Origin of the sequence: Streptomyces sp. NPDC102274 (genome assembly GCF_044766385.1) — a bacterium.
Classification (GTDB): Bacteria; Actinomycetota; Actinomycetes; order Streptomycetales; family Streptomycetaceae; genus Streptomyces.
Genome location: NZ_JBIWLW010000019.1, coordinates 1 through 15,684 on the forward strand (window position 1 = coordinate 1; position 15,684 = coordinate 15,684).

At 71.0% G+C, this 15,684-nt stretch carries 7 protein-coding genes; 6 read left to right on the forward strand and 1 reads right to left on the reverse strand.

The genetic code is table 11. From position 1 onward, the window contains the following. The 6 genes from ACIRQP_RS24245 to ACIRQP_RS24270 form a co-directional block, all read left to right on the forward strand. A partial coding sequence (locus ACIRQP_RS24245; RefSeq protein ID WP_403893214.1) for a type I polyketide synthase occupies positions 1-2,637 on the forward strand: 2,637 nt, incomplete at its 5' end. 405 nt (positions 2,638-3,042) lie between these two features. Then, a complete protein-coding gene (locus tag ACIRQP_RS24250; protein ID WP_403893215.1) occupies positions 3,043-3,798 on the forward strand; it encodes a thioesterase II family protein in 756 nt (251 codons plus the stop codon). A gap of 579 nt (positions 3,799-4,377) precedes the next feature. Further along, a complete protein-coding gene (locus ACIRQP_RS24255) occupies positions 4,378-7,284 on the forward strand; it encodes an AAA family ATPase (RefSeq protein WP_403893216.1) in 2,907 nt (968 codons plus the stop codon). Positions 7,285-7,386: 102 nt separating this feature from the next. After that, complete coding sequence (locus ACIRQP_RS24260; RefSeq protein ID WP_403893217.1) at positions 7,387-10,152, forward strand: AAA family ATPase; 2,766 nt, start codon at positions 7,387-7,389, stop codon at positions 10,150-10,152. After that, positions 10,142-13,000, forward strand: coding sequence for an ATP-binding protein (locus tag ACIRQP_RS24265; RefSeq protein ID WP_403893218.1), 2,859 nt, complete (start codon positions 10,142-10,144; stop codon positions 12,998-13,000). The genes ACIRQP_RS24260 and ACIRQP_RS24265 overlap by 11 nt, the downstream gene beginning before the upstream one ends. Positions 13,001-13,482: 482 nt before the next feature. Next, positions 13,483-14,064, forward strand: coding sequence for a LuxR C-terminal-related transcriptional regulator (locus ACIRQP_RS24270; protein WP_403893336.1), 582 nt, complete (start codon positions 13,483-13,485; stop codon positions 14,062-14,064). An 838-nt stretch (positions 14,065-14,902) separates the two neighbouring features. Here ACIRQP_RS24270 and ACIRQP_RS24275 read toward each other — a convergent pair. Then, entirely contained in the window at positions 14,903-15,649 is a 747-nt protein-coding gene (locus ACIRQP_RS24275; protein WP_403893219.1) for a hypothetical protein, read from the reverse strand. Positions 15,650-15,684 lie beyond the last annotated feature (35 nt).

Consider the following 15,684-nt stretch of genomic DNA (forward strand, 5'->3'; position numbering starts at 1 on the left):
CCGTTGACTCTGCCGGAGCGTGGCGCGGTTCAGGTGCAGGTCGCCGTCGGTGTCCCCGACGAATCGGGCCGGCGTTCGGTGGGGATCTACTCCCGCTCGGAGGACACGTCGAACGTGTCGGACGTGTTGGACGCACCCTGGACCCAGCACGCCACAGGTTCGCTGGCCGGCCGTTCCGAGGGGGCGGACTCCGGCTTCGACGCGACGGTGTGGCCGCCGACCGGTGCCAAGTCTCTGGATGTCGAGGGTTGCTATGAGCGGTTCGAAGAGCTGGGCTTCGCCTATGGTCCGGTGTTCCAGGGGCTGCGGGCGGCTTGGCGGCGTGATGGTGAGATCTTCGCGGAGGTGAGTCTTCCGGAGGGTGCGGAGGGTGACGCGGCCGCGTTCGGTCTGCATCCGGCCCTGTTGGACGCGTCTCTGCATGCTTCGCTTCTGGCGGGTGACGGTGATGGTGATGGGGGCGGTGGTGGTCTGCCGTTCTCGTGGGTGGGTGTGTCGTTGCATGCGGTGGGTGCGTCGGCGTTGCGGGTGCGGTTGGCGCCGGTCGGTAAGGACGCGGTTTCCGTGGCCGCTGCCGACGCTTCCGGTCAGCCGGTCGTGTCCGTCGACTCGCTGCTCGTACGGGCCGTGTCGCGCGAGCGGCTGAACGGCCCCGGGGGTGCGGGCCGGGACTCCCTGTTCGGTGTGGAGTGGACGCCGGTGACGGCCATGGCCGAGCCGGACGCTCCCGAGTCCGTCGTGATCCTCGGACCGGACGCCTTCGGGCTCGCCGGCGTACTGGCGAAGGACGGTACGTCCGGTACGAGCGTCGAGGCGTACGTCGATCCGGCGTCGCCGGCGGCCGGGGACACCCCGGTGCCGGATGTCGTGCTGGTGCCCGTCCTGGGCGAACCGGACGGTGCCGAGGCAGATGCCGTGCCCGGCTCGGTGCGCGAGGTCGTCTCCCGGGCGCTGGGGCAGCTTCAGTGGTGGCTGGCCGAGGAGCGGTTCGCCGGGTCGCGGCTGGTGTTCGTCACGCGGGGAGCGGTGGCCGTGGACGGCGGTGCTGTCGCCGACTTGGCGGCGGCCTCCGTATGGGGTCTGGTGCGGTCCGCGCAGTCGGAGAACCCGGGCTGCTTCGGGCTGCTGGACCTCGACCCGGCGGATGACGCCGCCGCGTGGGCGCCGCTGGCTCGGGCTCTCGGTTCCGAGGAGCCGCAGTTGGTGCTTCGAGGGGGCGAGATCAGGGCCGCCAGGCTGGATCGCGTAACCCTTCCGGAGCCCGTCACCCCGGCCGACGGGGAGACCGGAGACGGACAAGCGACAGGAGAGAGCTGGGAGCGGGGCGGCACCGTACTGATCACCGGCGGAACCGGCGGTCTGGGCGCCGTACTGGCCAGGCACCTGGTCGCGGAACGCGGCGTACGCCAGCTGCTGCTGCTCAGCCGCCGAGGTCCCGGCGCCGAGGGCGCGGGAGCGCTCGTCGAGGAGCTGGAGCGGCTCGGAGCCGAGGTCACGGCCACGGCCTGCGATGTCGCCGACCGGGAAGCGCTGGCCGAGGTGCTGGCCGCCGTACCCGCCGCACATCCGGTCTCGGCGGTCGTACACGCCGCCGGCGTGCTGGACGACGGCGTGATCGGTTCGCTGACGCCGGAGCGGTTGGTCACGGTTCTGCGGCCGAAGGTGGACGCGGCGTGGCATCTGCACGAGCTGACGCGGGATCTTGGTCTGTCGGCGTTTGTGGTGTTCTCGTCGGTGGCCGGTGTGTTCGGTGGTGCGGGGCAGGGCAATTACGCGGCGGCCAATACGTTCCTGGACGCTTTGGTGGCGTGTCGGCGGGCGGAGGGTTTGCCGGGTGTGTCGCTGGCGTGGGGTCCGTGGGATCAGGCGGGCGGGATGACCGGGTCGGTGAGCGAGGCGGACATGCTGCGCCTGGCACGCTCCGGGATGCCGCCGCTCTCCGTCGAGCAGGGCGTCACGCTCTTCGACGCGGCGGTCACCGGCTCGCGGGCGTTGGTGCTGCCCGTACGGCTGGATCTGGCGGCCCTCCGCGCCCAGGGTGAGATCCCGGCTCTGCTCAGCGGTCTGATCCGTACTCCGTCACGGCGGTCGGCGACGGCCGCTCCGCGGTCGGCCGAATCGCTCGGGCAGCGACTGACCGGACTGACCGATGAGGAGCGTCGTGACGTTCTGCTGACGCTGGTCCGCGATCAGGCGGCCGTGGTGCTCGGACACGCGGACGGGACGGCCGTCGGCGCCTCGCGGCAGTTCCAGGAGCTGGGCTTCGACTCCCTGACGGCGGTGGACTTCAGGAACCGGCTGAACGCGGCCACCGGGCTGCGCCTGCCGGCCACCCTGCTGTTCGACTACCCCACCCCGGCCGCGGTCGTGGACCATCTCCACTCCCAGCTGGTGACCGAGGAGGTCACCGGGGCCGGATCGGTGCTCGCCGTTCTCGACCAGTTGGAGAAGGCGATCACCGAGATGACCGTCGACGCACAGGAGTTCAAGCACGTCGCCGGGCGCATCGAGGTGCTCAGGACGAAGTGGGCCGCGTTGCGGCAGGAGTCGGCGAACGGCTCAGGCGAGTTCGATCTGGAGGCGGCGTCCGACGACGATGTGTTCGCGCTCCTCGACGACGAACTCGGCCTGTCCTGAACCGAGGCGCCTCCGGGAAACCGCGGGGGCTCCGGGAAGCGGCACGGTCCGCCTCCCGGAGCCCCGGCCGGCCGGGGCGTCGTAGGCGGTTCCTTCACTCCCGGGTGGGTTCCGTCACCGATGTCCATACAGAGACTAGGGAATTTCCCACTGTCCGTCCTAGTGGAATGGGGTGGTCGGTCACCGGGCCGGCACGTGGCGGTCGATGAGAGTGCGAGTCGGACGACGTGAGTCATCCACCCACTCTGTTGGGTAGGAGTGCCGCATGGAACGTTCGGTCGCTTCGGCGAGATCACGGCGCGCGCGGCGTGCAACGTCCCGTCATATTCCACTGTCACCGGCCCGGAGGCCCGGATCGCTGCGCGGTCCGGATCGCCCGGCCCACCGCTAGGAGGATGCAACACGATGACGACGTCCACCGAGGAGAGCCTCTGGGCGCGGTGCTTCCATCCAGCACCGGCCAGCTCGGAACAACTCTTCTGTTTCCCCCACGCGGGTGGCTCGGCGTCTTTCTACTTCCCGGTCTCCGCGCAACTGTCGTCCGTGGCCGAGGTGTTCTCGGTCCAGTACCCCGGCCGTCAGGACCGGCGCAAGGAGACCAGCCCTGGCGACCTCGGGGTCATGGCCGATCAGATCTACGAGGCGTTGCGCAAGCAACTCCGCGCCCGGCCGACCACGTTCTTCGGGCACAGCATGGGCGCGACGATCGCTTTCGAGGTCGCGCGGCGGTTCGAGGCCGATGGCGGCGAACTCTCCCATTTGTTCGCCTCCGGTCGGCGTGCCCCGTCGCGCCACCGGGCCGAGAGCGTGCACCAGCGCGACGACGACGGCATCGTCAGTGAACTGAAACTGCTGTCCGGTACGAACACGGCGCTGCTCGGCGACGAGGAGATCCTGCGGATGATCCTCCCGGCGATCCGCAGTGACTATCGGGCCATTGAGACCTACCGCTGCGATCCAGCGACGCGGGTCCGGGTCCCGATCTCCGCGCTGACCGGCGACAACGACCCGAAGACCACGCTGGACGAGGCCGAGGACTGGCGTGGCCACACCACGGGAGCCTTTGACCTGAAGGTCTTCCCCGGCGGGCACTTCTTCCTCAGCTCACAGGCGCCGGCGGTGATCGGGCTCCTGCGGAAACATCTCTCCACTCAGGCATAGTCCGCCGATCCGGGCCGAGCGACCGCTTCCGCCGAGCGACCGATCTCGCTGAGCGAGCGATTCCGAGGAGAGACCGGGCTCACCGAGCGGCCGATCCGTCCGCGTCGCCCACCTCTGTGATCAGGGGCTCCGAGTGGTCAACACCCCTCGGTGATCGACACCTTCGGGTGGTGTGTGATCCCTGATGGGCTTCTAGCGCCAGTGATGGCGCGATTCCGCTTGTCGCTCTGCAAGGATGTCTTCTTGTGCGGTCATCCGGATGATCCGGTTATCCGGACATCCGGGTTTCCGGAGTGGGGTGTTGCCCGGAGTGCGGGCGGCTCTCCGGGCGGGCTTGTCACCAACTCCCGGACGGCGCAATGGCGTCCAGCGGACAGTAGTGCTTGATCCAGTTCGCGCTGGGTAGTCCCCAAGTGCCGAAACGGGCCTGGTGGGCTTCGTGGGTTGCGGGATCTTGTGATCATGTAACCTCGCGCCGCCGATCGTGGAACGTTCAGCTGTTTTTGCGAGATGTGCGGGATGTGCGGGATGCGTCGGCGAGTCATCGCGCCGTTGTGTCCCCCGAGAGGCGAGGAGACCATGATGCTGGAACAGGCCGACCTCTCCGGTTTGTCCAGCACCCTGGTCGGTCGCGCCGGCGAGCTGCGGATACTGAGCCGCCATGCCGAGGCCGCGCGCGCCGGACGTGCGGGCCTGGTGATGCTGTCCGGTCCCGCGGGCATAGGGAAAACGAGTCTTCTGCGGGCGTTCCTCAGGAGCGACGCGTGCCGCGACATGGCCGTGCTGTACGGATCGTGCGGCGAAGTCGCCGCGGGCGCGGGATACGGCGGCGTACGGGAGCTGTTCGGCTCGCTGGGGCTCAGCGGTGAGGACGCCAAGAACTCCCCGCTGCTGCGCGGCCTCGCCCGTCGCGCGCTGCCCGCCCTCACGGCCGGACCATTCGAGCAGGAGACGTCGGGCGCGTCCGCCGCCTATCCGGTGTTGCACGGGCTGTACTGGCTCGCGGCGAATCTGATGGTGGACCGCCCGCTCGTGCTCGTACTGGACGATGTGCACTGGTGCGACGAACGCTCCCTGGGCTGGGTGGACTTCCTGCTGCGGCGCGCGGACGATCTGCCGCTGCTGGTGGTGCTCGCCCACCGCAGTGAGGCCGAGCCGGTCGCGCACCCCGCGCTGGCCGACATCGCCGCGCAGCGCCGGCCCGCCCTGATGCGGCTGGGGCCGCTCACGCACGCCGCCATAGACGAGATGGTTCGGCAGATCTTCCAGGCGCCCGTCGAACCATCCTTCACCGAGCGCGCCGCCGCCGTCTCCGGCGGCAACCCCCTGACCCTCAGCCGGCTCCTGGGCGAACTGCGCGCCGAGGGGGTGCAGCCCGACGAGAAGGGCGTACGGAGAGTCGCCGAGGTGGGCGGCCAGGTGATCGCGTCCTCCGTGAGCGCGCTGCTGGACAATCAGCCGCTCTGGGTGCGGGAAGTGGCCAGGGCGATCGCGGTCCTCGGCGAGGAGTCCCCCGATCTGGTCGGCATGCTCGCCGATGTGCCCCCCGCGCTCGTCACCGAGGGCGTTGTGTCCCTGCGGCGCGCCGAGGTGCTGGCGGCGGACCGGGCGGACCTCGTGCACGACGTGGTGCGCTCGGCCGTACTGGAACCCCTCGGCGCCGAAGCGCTGGCCGGTCTGCGTACCAGAGCCGCCCTGCTGCTGAGTGACGCGGGCAGGCCCGCCGAGGAAGTCGCGGGCCTGCTCATGCTGTTGCCCGCCCTGACCCAGCCGTGGATGCCCGCGGTGCTCCGTGACGCGGCCGTCAAGGCCGAGGTGCGTGGCGCTCCCGAGGCCGCGGTGCGCTATCTGCACCGTGTGCTGGAGGTGGAACCGGACAGCGTCCCGGTACGCATCCAGATGGCCACGTCCCTGGCGGAGATCAATCCGACGGAGGCCATCCGGCTGCTGGAGGAAGCGCTGTCGCTGGCCGACGACCCACGCGCCAGGGCGATGGTCGGCGTGCGGTACGGAATGGTCTGCCTGGCCGTTCAGCGGTCGCCCGCGGGCGTACGGGTCCTCGAAGAGGTCCTCACGGAGCTGGAGGCCGCGTTGGGGCCCGGCCCGGATCCCGCCGACCGTGAACTGCGCACGCTCGTCGAGTCGGTCCTGCTGATCGTCGGGATGGACGAGAAGTCGACAGTCTCCGCGACCCTGGACCGGGCCAGGCTGCTGACGGCGCCGCCCGGTGATACGCCGGCCCAGCGCCAGATGCTCTCGATGATGACCGTACTGACCGCGATGGAGGGCCGCTCGGCGGACCGGACGGTCGAACAGGCCCGCCGCGCGCTGAGTTCACCCGGCGTGGAGCGGGAGAGCTGGCCGCTGCTCGCCTCGTCATTCGCGCTCAGCCTCGCCGACGAGGTCGAGGAAGCGCTGGACGCGCTGGACCGCACGCTCCGGCACAGCCAGGAAAACGCCGCCGTCTGGACCTTCGTACTCGCGCTGTCCACCCGCGCCCTGGTGCTGCACGGCGCGGGCGCGTTCCCCGACGCGCTGGCCGACGCACAGACGTCCATCGAGATCATCGGCGAGGAGAAATGGGGTGACGGCGCCGCGCTCCCGCAGATCGCACTCGCGACGATGCTGATCGAACGGGGCGAGGCCGCACGGGCCGAGGAGGTGCTCCGCGGTATCAAACGGGGCGGCCTCGACCGGTTCGTCATCGAGTACCACTGGGCGCTGATGGCGCGGGCCCGGGCCCGATGGGCGCTCGGCGACGGGGAGGCGGCTCTCGGTCTCTACCTCGAATGCGGCAGTTCGCTGGGGGAGTCCCGGTTCAGCAATCCCGCGTTTCTGCCGTGGTGGTCCGAGGCGGCCTGTCTGCTCGCGATCATGAACCGCGGCGACGAGGCCCGGGAGATGACCGAGTACGGCGGCGAGCTGGCCCGGCGGTGGGGCACCCCCCGCGCCCTCGGGCTCGCCGCGCTCGCCCGCGGCGTGATCGCCCCTGGCGGCACGGGCATCGAAGCGCTCACCGAATCGGTCCTCACCCTGGCGGGATCGCCCGCCAGGGCGGAGCACGCCAAGGCGGAACTGGTCCTCGGCCGCACCCTGCTGAAGACCGGCGACCAGCGTGGCGCCCGTGAGCATCTGCGGACCGCCACCGACCTCGCCCAGCGCTGCGGAGCCCTCGCGCTCGCCGGAGTCGCCCGCAGGCTGCTGGTCACCGCCGGCGGCCGGACGCGGAAGATGAGCGCCTCACCGCTCGACATGCTGACGGGAATGGAACGCAGGGTGGCCGGCCTCGCCGCCGCGGGTGCCAGCAACCGCTCGATCGCGGAGACCCTGTTCGTCACGGTACGCACCATCGAGACACATCTGACCAGCGTGTACCGGAAACTGGGCGTGAGCGGGCGCACCGAACTGGGCGCCGTTCTGCGCACGCCCGACATCCCCGATGGGCAACCACCGGGCTGGGTATCCGAATCACGCTGGCGACGCTGAGGCGAACGGGGCAAGGCGGTGCGTGTGACTGGCCGGAACAACAATTGTCCGAGCACGCGGTCCCCTGAGTGGACGCACGGACCGGACATCCAAAGAGACGCGATGGACCTGCTCGAACGGGGCCGCGAGCAGGCGGCGCTGACCTCCCTGCTCACCTCGCTGGGCGGAAGACGCGCGGGCATCGTGACCCTGACCGGCAGACCGGGCCTCGCGCAGAACGCGCTGCTGAGATGGGCAGCCCGGAGCGCCGAGGACCGTGGACTGCGCGTGCGGCACGCACAGGCGGCCCCGGCCGAACGCGACGTGCGCTACGGCGTGATCGCCCAACTCATGACATCGCCGACGGGCCAGGCCGAGGACGGTCCGGCCGGCGGCTCGCTGCGGGAACTGCTGGAGCACCGGCATCCCGATCCGCTGCCCGGACTCGACGGAACCTTTCACTCCGCACAGAAGATGCCTACCCTGCTGGTGATCGAGGACACCCAATGGCTCGATCCCGCCTCCCTGCGCTGGCTGCACGCGCTGGTCCGGCGGCTGACCCCGGACACACCGGTCGCGGTGCTCGCGAGCGGCAGCGGCGTGTCGGCCAAGGGCCGGGACTGGCTCGGCCTGCTGCCCACCTCCCCGGTGCCCGTCAAAGAGCTCGTGCTGCGCGGCCTGACCGAGCGCGGCGTCGCCACCGTGGTGGAGACGGTCTGCGGCACCCAGGGCGACCAGCGGTTCACCGCGACGGTCGCGGCGGCCACCGAGGGCAACCCCGCCGTACTGCGCGATGTGCTGTGCCAGTTCATCGACCAGGGCCATGAACCGGTCGCCGCCCGGCTGCCCGAGCTGCGTACGATCACGGCCGCCGTCGTCGGCGACCACGCGACGCGCGCGCTGAACGGCCTGCCCGCCGAGGCCGTCGCGCTGCTGCGGGCGCTGGCCGTCTGCGGCGAACTGCTCAGCTTCCCCCTGGTCCGCGCACTGGCCGGGCTGAGACCCGTACGCGGCCAGGAACTGCACGTGATGCTGGAGGCGGCCGGACTCACCGTCTCCGGGGGAACGAGGACACAGGTACGCCACCCCACGGTGAAGGCCCGGGTGCTGGAGGACATGGCCACCGACGAACGGGCCCAGCTGTACTCCCGCGCCGCCGAACTGGCCCACCGGGCCTGGGCGAACGACGAGGACGTCGCCCAGATCCTGCTCCGTACGCCGCCGCTGGGAGCCCCCTGGGTGGTCAGCACGCTGCGCGAGAGCTTCGCCGCCGCCCTGGACACGGAAGACCACGGCCGCGCCGCCGCCTATCTCTCCCGCGCCCTGCGCGAACCCCTCGAACCGCGCGAGCGCGCCCGGCTCACGCTGGAACTGGCCGCCGCCGAAGCGATGTCGGCGCCCCTGGCGGGGGACCGAAGGCTCGGTGAACTCGTCAGGGCCGGCAGCGGCGCCCCCGAAGGACTGCGGGCCCGCGCCGTCGACCTCGGACTCGCCCGCGGCAACAGCGACTGGGCACGCCACGCGGTGGCCGAGGCGCTGTCCGATGTCCGGCCGGGCGAACGCGACAGCCTGATCGCGCTGTTCTGGCTCGCCGACGAGTGCCGGGACGACACCGAGCCGATGGTGCCCGAGGTGCCCGCTCTGCCCGAGCGCCTCTCGACCCCCGAGCAGAGCGGTGTACGCGCCTGGCAGTTCGCCGTCCGCGGCGAGGACCTGGAGACGACCAGGACGCTGGCCCGCGCCGCCCTCGCGGGCGACGGCGCCGACACCCCGCTGGTACTGCCCCGGCTCGCCGCCTGCCGGGCCCTGATCCTGACCGATGACCACGAAGAGGCCCAGGCGGAGCTGGACGCGCTGCTCACCGTCGTACGGCGCGGCCACCACAGGGCGGCCACCGCGCGGATCCTGACGGCGCGCGCCGAACTGTCCCTGCGCGCGGGCCGGTTCGACGCCGCCGAACGGGACGTCGAGGCCGCCGAACGGGCCCTGCCCGTGTCGAGCAGGCATCCGCTCCTCACCCCGAGCCTGACGGCCCTGCGCATCGTGACCGCGGTGGAAGCGGGTCGCCAGGGGTACGCGCGCTCGCTCGCCGCCGCGCCCACGCAGCCCGGAGCGGAGGAGGGCGTCGCCTGGTCCGTCCTCCTCTTCGCCAGGGCGCGCGTGGCCGCCGTCGACGGACGCTGGACCGAAGCGATGGAGCTGGCGAAGGAGAGCGGACGGCGGCTGCTGCGCCGGCAGTGGAGCAACCCGGCGCTGCTGTGCTGGCGCCCGCAGGCGGCCGCGGCCTGTTACGCACTCGGCGACCGCGAGGAGGCGGCGCGGCTGAGCCGGGAGGAACTGAGGCTCTCCCGTCGGTGGGGCTCGGCGAGCGCGGTCGGCCTGGCCGAGCTGTGGACCGCCCCGATGACCGGCGTCGGCGGCAGGCCCGTGGTCGGCGCCCGCGAGGCGGTCCGAGTGCTGCGCGACTCACCCGCCCGGCTGTCCCACGCGTGGGCGCTGGCCCGACTGGCCGCCTGCGAGCTGGAGGAGGGCGACAGCCGGGCCGCCGCGCTCTCCCTCGCCGAGCTCTCCGCGTTCGCCACGGCCTGTCCGCAGGGCCGGCTGGCAACGGCGGTGCGCCGGCTCACCGAACGGCTGGAGAGGCCGGCCGGGCCGGTGACCCCCGCCCTGCCCCGGGAGTGGACCACGCTCTCCGAGGCCGAACAGCGCACCGCGACCTTCGCCGGACGCGGCCACGGCAACCGCGAGATCGCGGAACTTCTCTCCGTGAGCAGACGCACCGTCGAGCTGCGACTGAGCAACACGTACCGAAAGCTTCGTATCACCGGGCGCGAGGAACTGTGCGTGCTGGTGCGGAACATGGGAGAACGGCCGAGCGATGCTTCTTGAGCGGGAGTCGGAACTGGCGCGGGTGGGGGCCGCGTTGAGCGCCGCCGACGGGGGCACCTCATCGGTGTTACTGCTGTCGGGCCCTCTCGGCATCGGAAGATCCGCCCTGCTGCGGCAGCTGCCCGGAGTCGTCTCCGGCACGGACGTACGTGTCCTGCGGGCGAACGCCGCCCCGATGGAGCGGGACTTCGCGTTCGGCGTGGTCCGGCAGCTGCTCGACAGCCTGTTCTCCAGTGCCTCGCGGGCGGACCGCGAGCGCTGGGCGCGCGAACCGGACCGGGCCACCGGCCTGATGTTCGGCGCCGACGATATTCCGTCCGGCCGCCCGCTCGCCGAAGACATGCCGAGAGGGAACACGCACGGGGGCGCGGGCGCCGGAGGACCGGCCGGCGCCGCGTCCGAGGCGACTCTGCACGGCCCGCGCTCGCTCCTCGCCGACATCAGCGCACACGCCAGGCTGCTCATCCTCGTGGACGACCTCCAGTGGGTGGACGTCCCCTCCCTGCGCTGGCTCGCCTACCTCACCAAACGGCTGCGGGGCCTGCGCGTCGTGCTCGTCTGCACGCTCCGGGACGGGGACCACGGCGCCGGACACGCCCTGGTGCGCGAGATCGCCGCCGCCTCGACCCAGATACTGCGCCCCGCCCCGCTGTCGCGCGACGCCACCCGGGACGTGATCCATGAACGGTCCGGCGTGCCCGGACACGAGGAGTACGTACGCGCCTGCCATGAAGTGACCGGCGGCAACCCGCTGTTCCTGATGTCCGTACTGCTGGGCATGGAGACACGGGGCCACGCGCCGACCGCCGACCACGCCGACCAGGTACGCGCCCTGCGGCCCGCGGGGCTGCGGGAGCGGCTGGCGAGCAATCTGAGGACCCGGCCACAGGCGGTACGTGACACGGCCGCGGCGATCGCCGCCTTCGGCGGTCACGGAGACCCCGCGCTCATCACGGAACTCGCCGGACTGGACGAGATCGGCTTCGGCGCCGCCCGGCGCGCACTCCTCGAAGCGGGGCTGCTGGCCGACACGCGCGAACCGCGCTTCATCCACCGCGTCGTCCAGGACGCCATCGAATCCGCGATGTCCGTGGCCGAACGCGAGCGCTGGCACGCCGCCGCCGCGGACCTGCTGTACCGCAGCGGCCGTCCCGCCGAGCAGGTCGCCGCCCATCTGATGGCCGTCACCACCTTCGGCCGCCCCTGGTCGGCGATGGTGCTGCGCGGCGCGGCCGACACCGCGCTGCGCCGGGGCGCGCCGGAGACCGCCGCCCGCTATCTGCGCCGCGCGCTGCTCGGCCACCGCCCCCAGGACGAGAGCCGGGCCAGACTGCTGGTCGATCTGGCCACCGCGGAGCGGGGGTTCGACCCCGAGGCGTGCCGGCGCCACATCGTCCAGGCGATGCCCCTGCTGGCCACGGTCGGGGACCGAGCCGCCGCCGCGCTGCGTATCCCGCCGCCGCTGCTCGACGCCGTGGCCCCCTCCACCGCCGCGCTCCTGCGCGGTGTCAGTGACGAACTCGGCCCGCCCGCCGAACTGGACGGGCCGGCACGGGAGATGGCCCTGCGGCTCGAAGCCCGGCTCAGGCACTGCGGGCACGAGAACCCCGGAGAACTCGCCTCGGCCATGGAACGCCTGCGCGAGCTGGGGGAGGAGCCACCGCTCGGCTCCGCGGCCGAACGCGAGCTGATGGCCGTACTCCTCTTCTCCGGCGCTCTCACCGGCCAGCTGTCCGCGGCCGAGGCGGCGCGCACGGGCGCCCGCATCCTGGAACGCGAACCGGCAACCTCGGCGGGCGCGCACACCACTCTGCCGCTGGTCGTCGTCACCCTCTTCGCCGCCGAGTCGGTACAGGACGTGGGCTCGTGGCTGTCGACCGAACAGCAGACCCGATGGCAGAACGCGACGGGCGCCGACGGCGTACTCCTTCTCGCGGAACGGGCGTTCGTCCTCGTCTCGCAGGGCAGGCCCACTCAGGCACGCGAATACGTCGAGCGTGCCATGGGATCGGCCGAGACGGACTGGCGCGAGGCCTCCATCATGATCCTCTCCACGGTCGCGCTCGAACTGCGCGACCCGGCGCTCAGCGAGCGGATCCTCGCCAGGGCCCGGCGGCGCCGGACGGAGGGGCTGGCGCTGACGGCCTCACTGCGGATTCTGCAGGCGTCGGTGGACGCCCAGCGGGGACTGCGGCCCAGAGCACTGGAGAGTCTGCTCGCCTGCGGCCGTCAACTGGACGTCTCCCGCTGGCGGAACTCGGCGCTCTTCCCATGGCGTCCGCATGCCATCGGCCTCTACCAGCGGCTCGGCGACTCCCGGTCCGCGCTGCGGCTCGCCGAGGAGGAACTCGCCTGGGCCACGGCGTGGGGAGCCCCCGCCGGACTCGGCCGCGCCCTGCGGCTGAAGGGCTGGCTCCAGGGCGCGCAGGGCGTCCCGCTGCTGCGCGACGCGGTCGCCGTACTGCGCGGCTCGTCCTTCGAACTGGAACTCGCCAGGACGCTCGTGCTGCTGGGCCGGCAACTGGGCAGCGGCACGGAGGCGGAGGCGGCGCTACGGGAGGCGGGCACCCTCGCGGCGGCCTGCGGTGCTCCGTGGCTGGTCGAGCGGGCCGAGCACGGCCTCGGTACGGCCTCCGCGCCGAAGACCGCCGTTCTCACCCGCAGCGAGCGCAGGGTGATCACTCTTGTCGGCCGCGGGCTCACCAACCAGGAAATTGCGGGTGAACTCGGCGTGAGTTCGCGCGCTGTTGAGAAACATCTTACGAATTCCTATCGGAAGCTTGGCATCTCGGGCCGGCATGAGCTGGCGGATGCTCTTCCCGCGTACACGCAGAGACATAACTGTTAACGGCATGCTACGCGGCACTGTGACCTGTGCGGCCCCTGCGCGGCTTGGTTCGGTCCGGCTTGCCACGCGGACCTCAGGGGAACCTCAAACAAGGCTTAATTGCACGGATGTCTCGCCAATCGGTCCCGCCCGGCATGCCGGGTTTTTCCCACCGTAGACATCGTCATTGCGGACCGAACCTTCCCAGGGTGGGACCACAGCTTTAGCCGTGTGAACAGGGGACTTGTTGACGGGCAACCACAAAGCTACCTACTCTCAATTCAGTAAATGGATAACCCGTCAATGAGGTCATGTGAGACCGGCTGCCGGTGTTATCCGGCCCGCATAATGATGTTGAGCATTCCCAATGAATCGGGGGAACCCGAAAGGATGGCGGTCTCGTGGCGATTGCTGCACTCGCAGATTCGGCGCAGGTCACAACGAGCGACCTCAAACCCGACCAGAACGGGCACGGACGCGCCCAGCAGTTCGACCAGCCGGGGCTGTGCATGGCCTCACTCGACCCGGCTCTGACCATCCAGCAGGCGAACGAGGAGTTCTTCCGCCGGTTCGGCGACTCCTCGGCGGGCGTCTGCGGCCGTAGCTTCCGCGATCTGGTGCATCCCAGCGTCCAGCAGCCGCTCATGCGTCAGTTCTCCCGCCTGGTGGAGGGCAAGCGTCAGCGGTTCGCCTCGCACGTGGTGGCCGTGGGACCGGAGGACTCCGCGTTCGCGGGGACGCTCACGGCCGCGGCCGTGAGCGGGGAAACCCCTCAAGTGGCCGCGATCCTGGTGCTCATGCGCTCCTCGGAGGGGTCCGCGGACGCGGGCGTCCTGACCAACCAGAAGAAGATCCTCACAGAGATCGACGCACGCATTCTTGAGGGCATAGCCGCAGGTCTGTCCACGATCCCGCTGGCCTCCCGGCTCTATCTGAGCCGGCAGGGCGTCGAGTACCACGTGACAGGGCTGCTCCGGAAGCTCAGGGTGCCCAACCGGGCCGCCCTGGTCTCCCGGGCCTACTCGATGGGCGTGCTGAACGTCGGCACCTGGCCGCCGAAGGTCGTCGAGGACTTCATCAAATGACGGCGGAGCCGACCGCCAACGGCTCTGTCCGCCGCGGCTGATGCCGCCCGTACCGCGGGAATTCGCCGACATCCACTCGCCGAACCGGCATCCACCCGCCGAACCGCACAACCACCCGCCGGACAGTGACGCCTTGACGGGCGCCACGGTCCGGCGGGTTTCTGCGTTCTTGTCCGACTTCCCTCATCGATCCGCTCCGCCGGCTATTTCGCCCGGTATCCGTCGCGGGTCCGGCTGGTCATGCGACCGTGAAAACTCTCTCACGAGTCCGCTTGTGCCATCCCGGTTGTCTGTTTGCCGGAGCATTGCCGAAGTCCGCTTCGAAGGCGTGTGCACGGCCGCGGTGGGTGCACCCGGCGCCCTGGCGATAGTGGAGTTCACATGTATGTGCTATTTCGCATCGATGGCGTGCGAGAAACGTTTCACTTCGTCTCAACGCAACTCCCCCGCGCCGTGGAGAGCGTGTGGCCCACAGTAATTGTGCTGTGCGGCACATTTCGAAGCCCGATGTTCGAACGGAATGGTTACCGTGTGGTTTTGGCCGCCGCCGCTTGTGGTTTTACTGACCGATTCGACCGGTGATTCGGGCGGGGCGACGGCAGTCGGGGTACGGTCGGCCGGTGTTGGCCGGAAAACGTGGCCGGGAAGTGCCAGGCGCATAGTCATGCGTCCCGCGAAGTCGTCGGACGACCCTTCCCCTCACACCATACTTTTAATCTCCCGGTCGCCATCGAATCCGGACCGACCGTGGCTGGGCCACGGTCGGTCCGGAAGAGACCTCGATACGAGGGGCGGACACAGGCGGTGTGGGGGGTGCGGTGGTCGATCAGACGGACCCTCAGCCGGCGGACGCCTGGTAGAGACCGCGGCCGGCGCGGTGGGCACGCGAGGTGCCGACGAGCCGGTCGAGGGTGCTGCGTACCGCGTTGATGCTGCCGGGAGTGCCGTCACGGCCCAGCTCCTGCGCCACATCGCGGGCACGGACGGGGGTGCCGTCGGACGCCGCGAGCACCGCGAGGATCTGCTCGGTCAATCCGCCCGGCTGCTCGTCGGCGGTGGCGGGGGCAACCGTCTTCTTCGCCGCCCGGGTCTTCGTGGCCGTGGCGGGCGCGGACTTCTTGGCCGGGCTGCTCTTCCGCTCCTTGGGAGCCGGCGACTTCGCCCCGGAATCCCCGCCGGAGGCGCGCGTCGACGCCGATGCCGACGCGGACTTACGGGACTTGCCGGCCTTGGCGGGCGCGGGCTGCTCCTCGGCGGGGGCTTCCTGGGCGGGTGCCTCTTCGACGGCCGCCTTTTCGGCGGGAGTCTCGACGGCGGGAGTCTCCGTGACGGGAGCCGGGGAGGCGGGAGTCTCCACGGCCGACGGCTCCGCGGCCCGCTGTTCCGGCACGGTGTCCTGCGCCTGCGGGGCAGGGGTGAGTGCCTGCAGGGCGCTCAGGGCGGTACGTACCGACTCCAGGCGCTCGGTGACGCCGGCCAGTTCTTGTTCGAGCGACTGCTGCTGTGTTTCCAGCTGGGGCAGTTCGCCGCGCAGGAGCGCCGTCGTGGTTTCGATGCTGTCCGGTGCGCCGGATGTGGATGTCATGGTGTAGCCCTCTCGTTCCGTGTCACCGCTGTCAT

What these genes read in the sequence shown, in the direction of transcription:
- ACIRQP_RS24275 (WP_403893219.1), bottom strand. Translation starts at nt 15,649, where the DNA reads ATGACATCCACATCCGGCGCACCGGACAGCATCGAAACCACGACGGCG.
- ACIRQP_RS24255 (WP_403893216.1), top strand. Translation starts at nt 4,378, where the DNA reads ATGATGCTGGAACAGGCCGACCTCTCCGGTTTGTCCAGCACCCTGGTC.
- ACIRQP_RS24250 (WP_403893215.1), top strand. Translation starts at nt 3,043, where the DNA reads ATGACGACGTCCACCGAGGAGAGCCTCTGGGCGCGGTGCTTCCATCCA.
- ACIRQP_RS24265 (WP_403893218.1), top strand. Translation starts at nt 10,142, where the DNA reads ATGCTTCTTGAGCGGGAGTCGGAACTGGCGCGGGTGGGGGCCGCGTTG.
- ACIRQP_RS24260 (WP_403893217.1), top strand. Translation starts at nt 7,387, where the DNA reads ATGGACCTGCTCGAACGGGGCCGCGAGCAGGCGGCGCTGACCTCCCTG.